Here is a 14,264-nt window from a genome sequence, read left to right as displayed (position 1 = left end):
CGCGCCCGGCCGGCCGTCCCGCTCGCGGTCGTTCCGCTCGCGGTCGTTCCGCTCGCGGTCGTCCCGCTCCCGGTCGTCCCGCTCGCGGTCGTCGTTCACTCGGTGACGGTGTCCGGGTACTCGGTGAGGAACGGGCGCAGCTCCAGCCACTCGTGGATCGGCTCGCCGTTCGCGCCCGGCGCCGCGGACAGCTCGGCGGCCAGCTCCAGCGCCCGCTCGTAGGAGTCCACGTCGATCGCCATCCAGCCGGCGATCAGGTCCTTGGTCTCGGCGAACGGCCCGTCGGTGACCGGCGGCCGGCCCTCGCCGTCGTACCGCACCCACACACCCCGCGGGGCGAGCGCCTGCGCGTCGACGAACTCGCCGGTCTCCCGCAGCCGGTCCGCGAAGTCGTTCATGTACTGGATGTGCGCCGAGACCTCCTCCGGCGTCCACTCGTCCATCGGCACGCAGTTCACGGCCTCCGGGTTGCCCCGGTAGTGCTTCAGCATCAGGTACTTCGCCATGGCTCTCACTCCTCGGTGGTGACGCGACCCCATTGTGGTCGCCTTCAACCCGGGGACGGAGCCGTGACAGGGTTCTCGACACGGCTCCCGAAAGATCTTCGACCGCCGACCGGCCGACTACAGGAAGGTGTGGCCCTCGCCGCGGTACGTCGGCGCCGTCGCGACCACCGCATCGCCCTCGACCAGGTGCAACTGCGCGAAACGCTCGCACAGCTCGCCCGCCTTCGCGTGCCGGAACCACACCCGGTCACCGATCAGCAGGTCGTCCGCCGCCGAACCCAGCAGCGGCGTCTGCACCTCGCCCGCGCCCTCCTGCGGGTCGTACCGCAACCCGGCCGGCAGGTACGGGACGGGGGAGCGGTCCGCCCCCGCCGGACCGGACGCCGGATAGCCGCCGCCGAGCACCGTCACCACACCCACCCCGGGACGGCGCACCACCGGCTGCGCGAACAGCGCCGCCGGACGGCCCCGGAACGCACGGTAGTTGTCGAACAGCCGGGGCACGAACAGGCCCGACCCGGCCGCCACCTCCGTCACCGCGCGCTCCGCCACCGTCGACTCCACACTGCCCGTGCCGCCGCCGTTCACGAACTCCAGATCCGCGACCTGCCGCACCCGGCGCACCACCTCGGCCCGCCGCCGCGCCAACTCCGCCCGCGCCTTCGTCTGCATCAACCGGATCGCCGCCGACCGCACCGGCCGACCCGGCACCGCGTCCCCGACGCCCGCCACATGGCCCTCGTACGCCATCAGCCCGACCACCTCGAAGCCGCGCCGCGCGTTCACCGCCTCGGCCAGCCGGCCCACCTGCTCGGGCGTCCGCAACGGCGACCGCCGCGCGCCCACCCGGACCCGGCCGCCCAGCAGCTGCAACGAGGTGTCCAGCTCCAGACACACCCGCACCGTCGCCGAACCCTCCCGGGCCGCGTCGATCAACTCCAGCTGCGCCACGTCGTCCACCAGCACGGTGATCTGCCGGGCCGACTCCTCGTCCGCCGTCAGCTGCCCGAACCCGGCCCGGTCCGCCGACGGGTACGCCAGCAGCACGTCCGTGAAGCCGCTGCGCACCAGCCACAGCGACTCCGCGAGGGTGAAACTCATGACCCCCGCGAAGCCGTCCCGCGCCAACACCCGTTCCAGCAGCGCCCGGCACCGCACCGACTTCGACGCCACCCGGATCGGCTTCCCGCCCGCCCGCCGCACCAGGTCCGCCGCGTTCGCGTCGAACGCCGCCAGATCGACGATCGCCAGCGGCGCGTCCAGGTGGGCCGTCGCCCGGTCGTAGCGGGCACGGTCGGAGACGGTGCCACTGGTCACGGTGGTTTCAGCGAGAGCCATGGCCGCAGACTGCCACATCGCCCTACCGGGCGGTAGATCCTTCGCCGCGCCAATCCGCGACGCGGGCGCGGGCCGCCCGAGGGCCGACTTCCATCGGCGCGGGGCGACGCCCCGACCGGTGTGCAACGCCGGCAGCCGACGCGCGTGCCGAGCTGCCGGGTGCGGCACTCGACGGGTCGGAGCGGACCGAGAAGTGGAGTACGTGCGCAGCCGGCTGCTGCGCGCGTGGCGCACCCCCGGTCCGGCTTCCCGGGCGCAACCCCAGCCGCGGCCGCAGGCCCCGCTCGCACTGGACGCGGAGCACGAGCTGAACCCGGGCGGCCCCGGCCGCTGCGGTCCTCTCCGGCATGCCGGGTCCACCGCCGGGCGCCGACCGCCCGTGCCTCGCGGCCCACGACGTCCGGGCTCAGCCGGTGTGCAGCACCCGCCACCGCCCCGGGTCGGCCGGGTCGCGGTCGGCGACCTGGACCGGGGCCCATGCCCACTGCCACACGCCGATGCCCGGCACCCGCTCGAACCGGATCGGTCCCCGGGTGCCGGCCAGCTGCACCCGTGACCACTCCGCCTCGCCCGAACCGAGCATCGCCGCAAGCACGTTGACGGTGTCCCAGCCCTCGAACGCGACGAACGACGGCTCCCTGCCGAAATCCTCACGCAGTACGGCGGCGACCCGCGCGCCCACCGGGTCGAGCCGCTCCGGCAGGTAGCGCAGGAACGGCACCCCGGCGCCGTCCGGGCCCAGCAGGGACGCCCATTCGGTGAACTCGGGCTGCCCGGCCGGGGCGCCGATCAGCACATCGGCGAGCCGCGGGTCCCGGCGGACGGCCCGGACGATCGGGACCGCCGGGTCCGGGAAGCCCGTCAGCAGCAGGACGGCGCTCGCGCCGGACGCGGCCAGCGCGTCGGGCACGCCGACCGGGTCGAGCTCGACCACGTCGCCGCCGTGCGCCGCGAGGCGCTCCCGCAGGATGCGGGTGCCGGACTCCCAGTACGCGCCGCCCTGGGTGACCACGGCGACGCGGCGGTGCCCGGCACCGAGCAGGAAGTCCGCGTACACCCGCCACCCGTGCGACTGGGCGGGGGCGAGGCGCGCCACCAGGTCCGTCGGCTGCTCGGTCAGCGCGTCCAGCACCGCCGAGGAACAGAGGAACGGCACCCCCGCCTGCTCCGCCCGGGCCGCCGCCGCCCGGGCCGCCACGCTGTGGAACTCGCCTGCCAGGGCGTCCACTTGGAGCCCGGCGAGCTCGCCGACGGCCGCCGCCGCGCGCTCCGGATCCGCCGCCGTGTCCCGCACCAGCAGCTCCACCGGCCGCCCGGCCGCGCCGCCCGCCGCGTTGAGCTCGCGGACGGCCGACTCCATGCCGCCCAGCAGCTGTCGACCGGCCTCGACCCATCCGGGTCGGCTCAACGGCACCAGCACGCCGATCCGTATCGCGTCCATGCCCACGCCACTCCCGCCCCACGAGTTGTCCGAGCCACCATGATGCCGGTCAGCGCACCGCGCGGGTGGTGGCGGTGGCCTTCCGGATCTGCTCGGCCAGTTGGGCGGCGGCGGTCGCGGCCTCGGCGACCAGCTTGGCGGCCTGCGCCGCCTGCGGGTCCCGGGTGAGCTGCGGCAGCGCCAGGGCCTGGTGCCGCAGCAGGTCGGACAGGGCGGTGACCAGGTGGTCCATCCGCTCCAGCGAGTTGGTGGCGTCCGCCGGCCGGTGCCATCCGGCGCGCCCGCCGGCCACGTCCTTCGCCGCCACGGTCACCGCGTCCGCGGCGCCGCGCACCGCGAACATCGGGTCGTACGTTCCCACGATGATCGTCCTCTCCACCGGCACCACAGGTACCACCGGCACCGGTCCGCCCAGCCTGCCGCACCCCCGCCGCACCCGCAGCGGGGAGACCGCCAGGCCCACCCGTACAGTCGACCCCGGCCCCGGTCCCGGCGGTGGCCCCGCACCGGCGACCGGCCCGAGGTAAACGTGGCATACGCTCGACGGGTGGAGCGCAAGAACATCCCCAACCCCGGGTTCGCCGAGGACGACGGCACCGCCGACCCCGTCCTCGCCGCGGCCCTCGCCGCCTGGCAGCAGGACCCGTCCGCCGAGGGCGAGTTGCTGGCCGCGTTGACGCCGAGTCGGCTGATGGTGCCGATCGTGGCCGTGCTCGGGGAGGTGGAGTACGACGAGAACGGGCACAAGCGCGAGAAGACCAGCGACATGGCGGTGCCCGTCCTGGAGGCCGCCGACGGGCGGCGCGCGTTGCCGGCGTTCACCTCGATGGAGACCATGGCCCGCTGGCGTGCGGACGCCCGGCCCGCGCCGGTCGCCGCCCCGCAGGCCGCGATGGTGGCGTTCTCGGAGCGCGCCTCCATCGTCCTGGTCGACCCGGCAGGCCCGGTCAGCTACCAGCTCGACGGCGCCCGGCTGCGCGCCGTCGCCGAGAACCGGCCCTACCTGCCGCCGCACACCGACCCCGAGGTGCACCGCGCCCTGCGCGAACTGCTGGCCGCCGAACCCGAGATCGCCGCCGCCCACCTCGCCCCGGCCCCCGACGCGGACGCCACCCTCGCCCTCGTCCTCGCCGACCCCACCGCGGACCCCCGCCCCCTCGCCACCCGCCTCGGCCAGGCCCTGGCCGCCGACGACACCCTCCGCCTGCGCCTCGACCACGGCCTCCAACTGGCCTTCCTGGCCCAACCCCTCGACCAGCAACCGTTCTTCACGCGCGCCTGAGCACCGCCCGGGATGCGGTCCTCACACGAATGGGTGAAGTCGTAGGAGGGCGGTTCGCGTTCGGAGTGTTGCGGCCGAACGGGGTACCGCCCTCGCTACGTTGAGGACTCCCGGACCGGGCGGCGGCAGCGGGCCGTTCGTCGGCCGGCTTCGTGCGAAGGGGAAAACCCGTGTTCTCGAGGACCAAGAGGGTCGTCTGCTCGCTGGCCACCGCGTTCGCGGCGGCGCTCGCGTTCACCGTCACCGTGCCGAGCGGCCACGCGTTCGCCATCGACCACATCCAGTGCGTCGGCGGCGAGAACTTCCTGAAGATCTGGTCGCACCTGGACGGCCGGGACAGCGTCGACTGCTACGCCAACGGCGGCACCACCGACTTCGGCGGCTGGTGGGTGGATCGCATCTCCACCGGCAACAACGACCTGATCTACTACGACGTCAACGGCGACTCGGTCCGCATCGACCGCTGGACGGACATCACCTTCCCCAACCGCCCGCCGCAGGTCCGCGCCATCCAGATCGTCTGAACTGCCGTACCGGGCCCCGCCGTTGACGTAGACGGCGGGGCCCGGCGGTGGGTCAGGCGGTGATCGGGCGGGTGTCGAGGCGGATGTGGTCGACGGCCCAGTACCAGTTGTTGCCGGCGTCGTACATGCGGAACCTGAGGGTCACCGACTTCGCGCCCGCGGGGACGGCGAACTGGCGGGTGATGAAGGCGTTCTCGGCGTCCTTGCCGGCGTTGTCGTTGCCGGTGGCGTCGCTGCTGTAGGTGAGCAGGCGGGTTTCGGCGCCGGTGTCGAAGACGGCGGTGACGGTGGCCTTCTGGGGGGCCTCCTGGCGGTAGTGGGAGTCGAAGGCGAGGTGGAGGGTGGTGGTGCCGGCGGGGACGGGGACGGCGGGGGAGACCAGGGTGGAGTCGAACTTGCCCTTCGCGGAGGGGGATCCGGTGTCGTCCCAGTCGTCGGGGTCGGCGACGGCGAGGATGCCGAGGCCGCGGGTGAAGTTGCCGCGGTCCTGGCCGGCGGGGGTGGACCACTCGCGCTTGGTGTGGAAGGTCCAGCCCTGGAGGCGGACGGTGCCCTGCGGCATGCCGGGCGCGTTGACGACCGTCCAGCCGGCGGGGGCCTTCGCGGTCCAGCCGAGCACGCCGGAGACGGCGGTGAGCTGCGGGGCCAGCGACTCGAAGTCCTCGCCGAGCAGGTGGCCGGTCATCGACGGGGCGGTGCGTGCCGCGAGCTCGCCGTCGGCGACGGCGTAGCGGCCGGCGGCGGTGGCGCGGGCGGTGACCAGCAGGCGGCCGGCCGAGGAGGTGGAGAGCGTCGCGGGCGGCAGGATCTCCCACTCGGCCTCAACGGTGTGGCCGGCACTGAGAGTTGAGGGAAGGGCGGTCACCGCGGCGGCCGCGGGCCAGCCGGCGGGCAGCACCGGCGCGGCCTCCAGGGCGGCGAGGTCGGCGGTGGCGGTGAACCGGGCCTTGAGCCGGGCGGGCCGGCCGGGCAGCAGCAGCGGTTCGTCGATGGTGGCGGACGCGGAGCCCAGCGTGACGTCCACGACCAGCGGGTCGGCGAGGCCGATCGCCGGGTCGGTGAAGCCCACGGCCTGGTTCGGCAGGCGCCCGGCCCGGCGGAAGCGGTAGCGGGCGTCGTCCCGGGCGGTGACCACGACGTCGTACCAACCCTCCTTGCCCACCGGCAGGTTGACGACCGCGGACTCGCCCGCGCCGAGTCGCACCTCGCGCTGCCCGCCGCCGTAGGCGAGGTCGCCGATGGTCATCACCCGGCTGACGTCGGTGCGGTTGGCGACCTCGACGGCCAGCTGCCAGCCGCCCCCGCCGTCCTCGGAGACGCTCGTCTCGTAGGAGCCGGCCGCGTCGCCGCGCAGGTGCCACAGCGCGCCGTTCGGGCCGTGCAGGCGCAGGTCGTAGCCGTCGGGGCCGATCTGCCAGGTGTCGGAGAGCTTGCCCTTGACGTCCACGGTGTAGTGCCGGGGCGCGGCGCCGGGCTCGGGGTAGGCGGCGATCACCGCGCCCTGCCTGCCGGGGTTGGCCAGGTCGAGGGTGAGCACGCCCTTGCGGACCCGGGCCTTGACCTGCAGGTGGTACGGGACGGGCCGGGCGGTGCGGGTGGCGCGCGGCTGCTGCGGGAAGGCCTGCGGCTTGGGGACGGTCGGCGCGGGCAGCTTGCCGGTGTCGGTGACCTTCTGCCGGTTGCCGGAGGTGTCGGGCAGCGCGGGCCACACCGGGTCCTGGCCGGAGAAGTCGAACAGGTTGGTGAGGTCGCCGGTGACGGCCCGCCGCCACGGCGAGATGTTCGGCTCGGCGACGCCGAAGCGCTTCTCCAGCAGCCGGATCACCGAGGTGTGGTCGTACACCGTGGAGTCGACCACGCCGCCGCGGGTCCACGGCGAGACCACCACCATCGGCACCCGCACGCCCAGGCCCATCGGGAACGGCCCGGCCACCAGGGTCTCCCCGGCGGGCAGCGCGGCGGACCAACCCAGGCTGCCGTCCGCGTTCCTGACCCGGTAGCGGCCGTCCTGCCCGACCACCCGGTGGTACGTCGAGCCGCCCTTGGAGACCCGCACCACCACCTCGCCGTCCACCGGCACGGTGGACGCGCCGCGCCCGGCGGCCAGCGGCGGGACGGGCGGCAGCTGGTGGTCGAAGAAACCGCCGTGCTCGTCGTAGTTGAGGATGAACACGGTCTTCGCCCACACGTCCGGGTTGGCGGTCAGCGCCGTCAGCAGCCGGGCCGTCAGGTGCTCGCCGTTCGGCGGGGCGTAGTTGGCGTGCTCGGACAGCGCGGCGGGCGCGATCAGCCAGGACACCTGCGGCAGCTTGTCGTCCCGCACGTCGGCGGCGAACGCCTCGACCAGCGCGTCGCCCATCGCGAACGGGTCGCCCTGCTTCGCCGGGTCGCCGACCTGCCGCAGGCCGCGCTCGTACAGCGCCGAACCGGGCTTCGCCTTGATGAAGTTGGTGAACCAGGCCAAGGCGTTGTCGTCGAAGTTGTCCAGCGCCTGGTACGTCTGCCAGCTGACGCCGGCGCGCTCCAGCCGCTCCGCGTAGGTGGTCCACTCGAACCCGGCGGCGGGCTCGGAGTTGTCGGTCATCGGGAGGTCGCGGACGGTGCCGCCGCTGGTGCCCGACATCAGGTGCTCGCGGTTGGTATTGGTGTTGCACTGCACCGAGGCGTAGTACGCGTCGCAGGTGGTGAACACCGAGGCCAGCGCGTGGTAGAAGGGCATGTCGGCGCTCTCGTAGTAGCCCTGGCCGAGCCAGCCGGACGAGCGCCGGGTCACCGAGCCGTCCGCCCGGCCGTCGTTCCAGGCGCTCATCGAGTCGCCGTAGCCGAACGAGGGCGCGCCCTGCTGGTAGGCGCTGGTGTGCGCGGCGTTCATCGCGAACGGCAGCAGGTAGCCCTCGGCCCGGGACGGGTCGGGCTGGTGGAAGATCGAACGGCCGTTGACGCCGCGCACCGCGGCGCGGTCGCCGAAGCCGCGCACACCGGGCAGGGTGCCGAAGTAGTGGTCGAACGCCCGGTTCTCCTGCATGAAGATCACCACGTGCTGGATGTCCTCCAGCTTGCCCGGGCGGGCGGGGGCGGCCAGCGCCTGACGGACGCTCAGCGGCAGTGCGGACAGCACGGCCGCGGCGGCGGCGCCGCCCAGCAGGGTACGGCGCGACAGTTCGGGACTCATCGGGGGCTCCTCGTGCACGGTGCCGGGCGTCGCTCCGCCCGGCCGCGACCATTCCTAAGCCGCCCAAGTGGACTGGACCAGTGCGGCGGATGTCCGGCGGATGACGCGCTCCGCAACCTGTACAGACATCTCGCCCCGGCGGGAGTGGGCAGAGAAATTCGATGACGGCCCCCGCCCCGGACAAGTAAGATCCGCAAAAGCCATTGGACCCTTACCTAGCGCGGAGTGTGCCCATGCCCGACGACCCGACCGTCCCCGCCCTCGTCCGGGCCTGGATCAGCGGCTGGACGGTCTCCCGCGGCGCCGCCGACCCCCAACCCGAGCCCTGGGGCTGGACGATCGACGTCGGCCAGTACCGCCACCCCTGGCGGCACGTGCTGCCCGCCCCCGTCGAGGCGGACGTCCGCACACTGACCGAGGGCACCACCGTCCCGTGGACCTGGCTCAAGCTCTTCGGCGTCGACGAACACGCCCTGCCCTGGATCGGACCGGGCTGGCACATCGACGTCCCCGGCCACCTGATGACCTGCCGGCTGCGCCCCGAGACCCCGGCCGTCCCGGCCGGCTACCGGATCACCACCTGGAGCCGCGGCGGCGTGATCCGCGCCCTGGTGCGCACCGTCGACGGCGAGTACGCCGCCCGCGGGCAGATAGGGGTCGGCCCGGGGATCGGCCGGGGGGAGGACCCGGTTGCCGTCGTCGACCAGGTGGAGACCGCCCCCGAGCACCGCCGCCGCGGCCTCGGCTCGCTGCTGATGCGCACCCTGCAGAGCGAGGCGCACGCGGAGGGCGCGCGCACCGGCCTGCTGGTCGGCACCACCCAGGGGCGCGCCCTCTACGCGACCCTCGGCTGGCAGTGGCACGCCCCGATGCTCAGCCTCTGGTACGACCCGTCCACGCCCTCCGACCTGCCGGTCGGCGGCTCCTGACGGCTCCTGGCGGTTCCTGACGACTCCTCGGGGAACGCCGACGCCCGCCGGGAGGGCGCAACTCCGGGCGGGCGGGGTGCTCGGTCGACGGGTCGATCCGGTCGATCGGTCGACAGCGGAGAACCGGGGCGTTCAGGCGGCGATCAGCAGGGTGCGGCGCGGGGCGATCACGCGGCCGTCCGGCAGCAGTTCGCCGGTGTCGTCGAACAGCAGCACCCCGTTGCAGAGCAGGCTCCAGCCCTGCTCGGGGTGGCTGGCGACCGATTCGGCCGCCTCACGGTCCGACGACTCGGCGGACGGGCAGTCGGTTCGGTGCTGGCACATCGTTGTACCTCGCTTCACTCGTGATTCGCGCCGCCGCACGGCCACCCCCCTGGGCGCCCGCCCTGTCGACGGAAAGTTTCTTCACCGCCACAGGTGTGAAACGGCGTCAGCCGGGTAGGAGGTGTGGTCTTCCTCCCGACCGACACCAGTGTCCGACTCTCCGGGCGTGCGCGCAGGCATTTGGTGACATGCGCCACAGAAGATCCGGCGAGATCACCCTACCGGGCCGCGGGTGCTCCGATCCGCGCACGGACGGGCCATCCCGGACCGATCCGATCGGATCAGTACGGCATGGCCCGTCCGGGTGGTGCGGAGTCGGGCGGTGACAGAGCGTCACCAGGGGGGCGTCAGCCGATCAGCGCCGTCGCCCGGGCCGCCGGGGCGTTCGCCAGCCGGGCCAGCAGCTCGGCGGCGGACAGCACCTGGTGGGCCGCCACCCCGACCGGCGCGGGCGCCAGCGGGATCAGCAGGTCCTCGCCGGGCAGCGCGCCGTGCAGCCACAGCGCGGACGCGTAGTGCTCGGGCAGCGACAGCAGCCGCGGCTCGTAGCGGGCGGGGGAGAGGTGCACCAGCTGCCAGGCCTGCCGCAGCGCCCGGACCGTGGAGTCCAGGTACGGGCCGGCGGCCAGGTGGGAGAACACCGGCCCGTCCGCGCCGGCGGCGACCTCGGCGGCGGCCACCACCTGCTCCAGCCCGTCCTCGCTGAACTCGCCGGTAACCAGCGGGCGTTCCGTCCGCTCCGCCCTCGCGCCGACCGCCCCGTCGCAGCCGCCGCCGTGCGGGCACTGCGGCCCCGCCGCCTCGGGCAGGCAGGCGCGCAGCAGGAACCGCCAGCCGATGCACTCCGCCCCGGCCAGCCGGGGCTCGGGCCCGCGCAGGGCGTGCACGGGCAGCGCGAGCAGCGGCTCCGGGCGGTCGGCGCTATGGCGGAGGACGGCGGCCGCCGACGGCGGCAGGGCCGCCCCGGGCGCGAGGGCCGAGCGTACGGCGTGCAGGGCGCCGGCCGGGGGCTGGGACAGGTGCAGCGTCATGGTGAGTCGCCTCTCCGTTCGAGATCGGCGTACTGCGGCATACCGGCATGGCGTCGACATTGACGGGGTCTGGCCGTGTCCGGTTGGGCAAGAGCGCCGAGGGGGTGGGCGGGTCGTCGACGAGTCCCTCGACAGTGGGGGTTTCTCGGACGGCCCTGACCTGGCCTGAGCGGCGTGCGAATTCTACTCGAACAAGTGCGCAGGGTGACCTTCATATCACTTTCCGTGGTGCGGCGCAAGCCGGTGTGAGCTGACAGACCGTCAGAAACCCTCCCCCGTTCGGCTGTTCGCACCCGAGGCTAGAAATCTTCGCGCTGGGCATGATGCACAGGCACTGTCGACCGAGGGGAGGGAAGGCACCCGTGGGCGAGAAAGTCGTCGCGACCCGGGCGGAGCTGGCCGACCGGCAGCTGTACCGCCGCAAGCTCCAGTCCTGTCTGGACGTGCTGGGGCGGATGCTCAGGGAGGAGCGGTTCGACCGCCCGAAAGCCATGATGGGCGTGGAGATCGAGATCAACCTGGCCGACGAGCAGGGACTGCCCATGCTCGGCAACGAACAGGTGCTGGACGCGATCGCCTCCACCGACTTCCAGACCGAGCTGGGCCGCTTCAACATCGAGCTGAACGTCGCCGCCCGCCGCCTCGGCGGACACGTCTTCGAGGACCTGCGCGAGGAACTCGGCGCCGCCCTGCGCTACGCCGACCGGCGGGCCGAGCAGGCCGGCGGACGCCTCGTCATGGTCGGCATCCTGCCCACCCTGGACCTGGCGCACGCCGGACGGGAGGCGATGTCCAGCAACGACCGCTACACCCTGCTCAGCGACCAGATCCTGGCCGCCCGCGGCGAGGACATCGCGCTCGACATCGACGGCGTCGAACGGCTGACCGTCGACTCGGTGTCGATGGTCGCCGAGGCCGCCGCCACCTCCGTGCAACTGCACCTGCAGGTCACCCCCGCCCGGTTCGCCTCGGTGTGGAACGCCGCCCAGGCCATCTGCGGCGTCCAACTCGCCCTCGGCGCGAACTCGCCGTTCCTGTTCGGCCGCGAGCTGTGGCGCGAGACCCGCCCGGTGCTGTTCCAGCAGGCCTGCGACACCCGGACGGCCGAACTCAAGGCGCAGGGGGTGCGTCCGATCACCTGGTTCGGGGAGCGCTGGGTCGACTCCGTCTACGACCTGTTCGAGGAGAACCTGCGGTACTTCCCGGCGCTGCTGCCGATCTGCGACGACGAGGACCCGGTCAAGGTGCTGGCCTCCGGCGGCGCGCCGCGGCTCGGCGAGATGCGGCTGCACAACGGCGTCATCTACCGCTGGAACCGCCCCATCTACGACGTCGCCGACGGCGTCGCCCACCTGCGGGTGGAGAACCGCTGCCTGCCCGCCGGGCCCACCGTCGCCGACGTCCTCGCCAATGCGGCCTTCTACTACGGCCTGGTCCGGGTGCTGGCCGAACAGCCCCGTCCGATCTGGACCAGGCTCCCGTTCGAGAAGGCCGACGAGAACTTCCGGAACGGCGCCCGGCACGGCATCGACGCCGTCCAGTGGTGGCCCCGCTCCGGGCGCGGCGCCCGCGGCCTGGTCGAACTGCCCGCCACCGACCTGGTGCTGAACGAACTGCTGCCGCTCGCCCACCAGGGCCTCGACCGCTGGGGCATCGCCGCCCGGGACCGCGACCACTACCTCGGCATCATCGAACAGCGCTGCCTGCGCCGCACCAACGGCGCCGCCTGGCAGGCCGCCGTCGTGCACCGCCTGCGCGAACGCCACGGCCTCGACCCGAACGCCGCGATCGCCGCCATGACCCGCCGCTACATCGAGGGCATGCGCAGCGGTGAGCCCGTGCACACCTGGCCGGTGGACTGACCAACACCTCACCGGGGGTCCAGGAACGTCTCATCGTGCTGTGAAAGGATGATCGGCCCGGAGCCGGGAGTGAGCTCCGGGCCGCATCCGTCCCCGGGGAGACCAGTGACCACCGCCTCGGCCGAGCCGGCCACCACCAAGCCCCTCTCGCGCCGGCTGCTCGCCGTCGAACTGCTGATCGTCCTTGGGCTCTCGCTCGGCGCGAGCGGCGTCTCCGCGCTGATCAGCTTCGTCGGCTCGCTCACCGAACCCATCGGCCTCGGCCAGCAGGTCGCCACCCTCAACGCCTCCCGCGCCCCCGGCCGCCCCTGGCTCGACCTCGCCTGGCAGCTCTACTACATCGCCCGCGCCCTGATGCCCGTCGCGCTGGTCGGCTACCTGCTGGTCCGCGAGGGCGCCTCGCTGCGCACCATCGGGTTCGACCTGCGCCACAAGCTCTCCGACCTCGGCCGCGGCACGCTGCTCGCCGCGGCCATCGGCGGCTCCGGGCTGGCGTTCTACCTGGGCATGCAGGCGGCCGGCTTCAACCTGACCGTCGCCGCCTCCGGCCTGCCCGACGTGTGGTGGCGGATCCCCGTGCTGATCGCCGCCGCCTGGCAGAACGCGATCCTGGAAGAGGTCGTGGTGGTCGGCTACCTGGTGCGCCGCCTGCACCAGATGGGCTGGACCTGGCCGGCGATCATCGCGGCCAGCTCCCTGCTGCGCGGCTCCTACCACCTGTACCAGGGCATCGGCGGGCTGGTCGGCAACGTGGTGATGGGCGTGGTGTTCTGCCTGCTGTACCGCCGCTGGCGCCGGGTCGGCCCGCTGGTCGCCGCGCACGGCCTGATCGACACGGTCGGCTTCATCGGCTTCGCGCTGCTGGCCGGGCACGTCAGCTGGCTGCCGTCCTGACCGATCCGTCCTGACCGATCCGCCCCGGTGGCCGGTCAACTGCCGGTAGGGTGAAGCCCGGTGGGCGCGGCGGCGCGGCGACGCGCCGTCGGGCGAGGGGAGCGGCATGGGCGGCGAACAGGACTGGCACGGGGGCCACGAGCGCGACGAGGCCCGGATCCGCCGCATCGAGGACGCCCTGCACAAGCTCATGGGACGCAAACCGCTGAGCGAGACCCGCGGCGGCGTCACCACCGTCAGCCTGAAGATCGACGAGCACCCCGACCGCACCCAGACGCAGGCGGTGCTGCGGGTGCTCGGGTACGGCGACCGCTTCGGGCACAGCCGCACCGCCCGCTGGGAGCGGATCTGGGTGGAGGTGGGCGGCCCGGCGCCGGTCAGCCCGCCCGCCGGTTGAGCCAGGCCCGGGTCGGAGGGCGGCGCAGCAGCCGGTCCACGTGCTCGCGGCGCAGGCCCTGCGCGGGGTCGATCGGCATCAGCAGCCGGTCCGCGCGCAGCAGGCTGCGGCGCACCAGCCGCGACGGAATGCAGTCGTCGATCCAGGCGAACGGGCGGCCCTGGGCGTGCCGCAGCAGCGGCGCCCATTTGAACGCCGAGAACAGCTCCATCAGCGGCACCCGCGGGTCGCCGGGCTGCGGCACGTACCCGCTGAACTTCACCACGGGGAGCTGCGGAAGGCCCAGCAGCGGGGCGATGTACCGATTCGCCTCGAACTCCCACGTGGTCGCCCACACCAGCTCGTAGTGCTCGGCCAGTTCGTGCAGCCACTCGCCGTGGCGCGGTGAAAGCAGCACCGAGTAGCCGAGCAGGGTGTGGGAGTCGAAGTCGTCCTCGGGGTTCGGGAACACCGGGTTCAGCACCCCGTCGACGTCAAGGTAGAGCAGCGGCTTGCCCATGCGCTTTCCTCACCGGGTCGTGGCCAGTTGTCCGCACGGACGCATTTCGGCCGCCGGGGGTTGCA

14 protein-coding genes are annotated in these 14,264 nt (G+C 73.6%); 6 read left to right on the top strand and 8 right to left on the bottom strand.

Annotation, left to right across the window (positions count from 1 at the left end):
* Window positions 1-95: 95 nt before the first annotated feature.
* The 4 genes from AMK19_RS05255 to AMK19_RS05240 form a co-directional block, all read right to left on the bottom strand.
* Window positions 96-506 carry a YciI family protein gene (locus AMK19_RS05255; RefSeq protein ID WP_073808548.1) on the bottom strand — a complete coding sequence of 137 codons (411 nt, stop codon included), beginning with the start codon at window positions 504-506 and terminating at the stop codon, window positions 96-98.
* A gap of 117 nt (window positions 507-623) precedes the next feature.
* Window positions 624-1,844: an alanine racemase gene (locus AMK19_RS05250; RefSeq protein WP_073809495.1), complete on the bottom strand. Its 1,221-nt coding sequence runs from the start codon at window positions 1,842-1,844 to the stop codon at window positions 624-626.
* A 406-nt stretch (window positions 1,845-2,250) separates the two neighbouring features.
* Entirely contained in the window at window positions 2,251-3,285 is a 1,035-nt protein-coding gene (locus AMK19_RS05245) for an ABC transporter substrate-binding protein (RefSeq protein ID WP_073808546.1), read from the bottom strand.
* A 49-nt stretch (window positions 3,286-3,334) separates the two neighbouring features.
* The gene (locus AMK19_RS05240; protein ID WP_143200061.1) at window positions 3,335-3,646 is read right to left on the bottom strand and encodes a hypothetical protein; all 312 of its coding nucleotides are present in this window, start codon (window positions 3,644-3,646) and stop codon (window positions 3,335-3,337) included.
* A gap of 186 nt (window positions 3,647-3,832) precedes the next feature.
* Here AMK19_RS05240 and AMK19_RS05235 point away from each other — a divergent pair, with 186 nt between their 5' ends.
* Both AMK19_RS05235 and AMK19_RS05230 read left to right on the top strand, forming a co-directional pair.
* Window positions 3,833-4,567 (top strand): SseB family protein, encoded by a 735-nt coding sequence (locus AMK19_RS05235; RefSeq protein ID WP_073808543.1) that lies wholly within the window; start codon window positions 3,833-3,835, stop codon window positions 4,565-4,567.
* 170 nt (window positions 4,568-4,737) lie between these two features.
* On the top strand, window positions 4,738-5,091 hold the full coding sequence (locus AMK19_RS05230; protein ID WP_073808542.1) for a beta/gamma crystallin domain-containing protein: 354 nt from the start codon (window positions 4,738-4,740) through the stop codon (window positions 5,089-5,091).
* Window positions 5,092-5,143: 52 nt separating this feature from the next.
* Here the strand turns inward: AMK19_RS05230 and AMK19_RS05225 are convergent, their stop codons facing one another.
* Window positions 5,144-8,263 (bottom strand): phosphocholine-specific phospholipase C, encoded by a 3,120-nt coding sequence (locus tag AMK19_RS05225; protein ID WP_073808540.1) that lies wholly within the window; start codon window positions 8,261-8,263, stop codon window positions 5,144-5,146.
* 233 nt (window positions 8,264-8,496) lie between these two features.
* Between AMK19_RS05225 and AMK19_RS05220 the strand changes: the two genes are divergently transcribed.
* Window positions 8,497-9,192, top strand: coding sequence for a GNAT family N-acetyltransferase (locus tag AMK19_RS05220; protein ID WP_073808538.1), 696 nt, complete (start codon window positions 8,497-8,499; stop codon window positions 9,190-9,192).
* Between the two features lie 132 nt (window positions 9,193-9,324).
* Here AMK19_RS05220 and AMK19_RS05215 read toward each other — a convergent pair whose 3' ends face one another.
* Both AMK19_RS05215 and AMK19_RS05210 read right to left on the bottom strand, forming a co-directional pair.
* Window positions 9,325-9,516: a DUF5999 family protein gene (locus tag AMK19_RS05215; RefSeq protein ID WP_073808537.1), complete on the bottom strand. Its 192-nt coding sequence runs from the start codon at window positions 9,514-9,516 to the stop codon at window positions 9,325-9,327.
* 347 nt (window positions 9,517-9,863) lie between these two features.
* Window positions 9,864-10,547 (bottom strand): hypothetical protein, encoded by a 684-nt coding sequence (locus AMK19_RS05210; RefSeq protein WP_073808535.1) that lies wholly within the window; start codon window positions 10,545-10,547, stop codon window positions 9,864-9,866.
* A gap of 362 nt (window positions 10,548-10,909) precedes the next feature.
* Between AMK19_RS05210 and AMK19_RS05205 the strand changes: the two genes are divergently transcribed.
* From AMK19_RS05205 to AMK19_RS05195, 3 genes are all read left to right on the top strand, one after another.
* Window positions 10,910-12,409, top strand: a complete 1,500-nt coding sequence (locus AMK19_RS05205; RefSeq protein ID WP_073808534.1) for a glutamate-cysteine ligase family protein — start codon at window positions 10,910-10,912, stop codon at window positions 12,407-12,409.
* A gap of 105 nt (window positions 12,410-12,514) precedes the next feature.
* Window positions 12,515-13,303 carry a CPBP family intramembrane glutamic endopeptidase gene (locus tag AMK19_RS05200; protein WP_073808532.1) on the top strand — a complete coding sequence of 263 codons (789 nt, stop codon included), beginning with the start codon at window positions 12,515-12,517 and terminating at the stop codon, window positions 13,301-13,303.
* Between the two features lie 106 nt (window positions 13,304-13,409).
* Complete coding sequence (locus AMK19_RS05195; protein ID WP_073808531.1) at window positions 13,410-13,700, top strand: hypothetical protein; 291 nt, start codon at window positions 13,410-13,412, stop codon at window positions 13,698-13,700.
* Here AMK19_RS05195 and AMK19_RS05190 read toward each other — a convergent pair.
* Window positions 13,681-14,199, bottom strand: a complete 519-nt coding sequence (locus AMK19_RS05190; protein WP_073808529.1) for an HAD domain-containing protein — start codon at window positions 14,197-14,199, stop codon at window positions 13,681-13,683. The two genes, AMK19_RS05195 and AMK19_RS05190, sit on opposite strands and share 20 nt — an antisense overlap.
* Window positions 14,200-14,264: the final 65 nt, after the last annotated feature.

The organism is Kitasatospora sp. CB01950 (assembly GCF_001905465.1).
In the GTDB taxonomy this organism is placed as follows: Bacteria; Actinomycetota; Actinomycetes; order Streptomycetales; family Streptomycetaceae; genus Kitasatospora.
The sequence above is the reverse complement of the archived record's forward strand: the minus strand, read 5'-3'. Positions and strand labels throughout refer to the sequence as shown.

Excerpts from the sequence above, each read along its gene's own strand:
- AMK19_RS05210 (WP_073808535.1), bottom strand. The coding sequence starts at position 10,547 with ATGACGCTGCACCTGTCCCAGCCCCCGGCCGGCGCCCTGCACGCCGTA.
- AMK19_RS05255 (WP_073808548.1), bottom strand. The coding sequence starts at position 506 with ATGGCGAAGTACCTGATGCTGAAGCACTACCGGGGCAACCCGGAGGCC.
- AMK19_RS05215 (WP_073808537.1), bottom strand. The coding sequence starts at position 9,516 with ATGTGCCAGCACCGAACCGACTGCCCGTCCGCCGAGTCGTCGGACCGT.
- AMK19_RS05220 (WP_073808538.1), top strand. The coding sequence starts at position 8,497 with ATGCCCGACGACCCGACCGTCCCCGCCCTCGTCCGGGCCTGGATCAGC.
- AMK19_RS05250 (WP_073809495.1), bottom strand. The coding sequence starts at position 1,844 with ATGGCTCTCGCTGAAACCACCGTGACCAGTGGCACCGTCTCCGACCGT.
- AMK19_RS05225 (WP_073808540.1), bottom strand. The coding sequence starts at position 8,263 with ATGAGTCCCGAACTGTCGCGCCGTACCCTGCTGGGCGGCGCCGCCGCC.
- AMK19_RS05195 (WP_073808531.1), top strand. The coding sequence starts at position 13,410 with ATGGGCGGCGAACAGGACTGGCACGGGGGCCACGAGCGCGACGAGGCC.
- AMK19_RS05245 (WP_073808546.1), bottom strand. The coding sequence starts at position 3,285 with ATGGACGCGATACGGATCGGCGTGCTGGTGCCGTTGAGCCGACCCGGA.
- AMK19_RS05190 (WP_073808529.1), bottom strand. The coding sequence starts at position 14,199 with ATGGGCAAGCCGCTGCTCTACCTTGACGTCGACGGGGTGCTGAACCCG.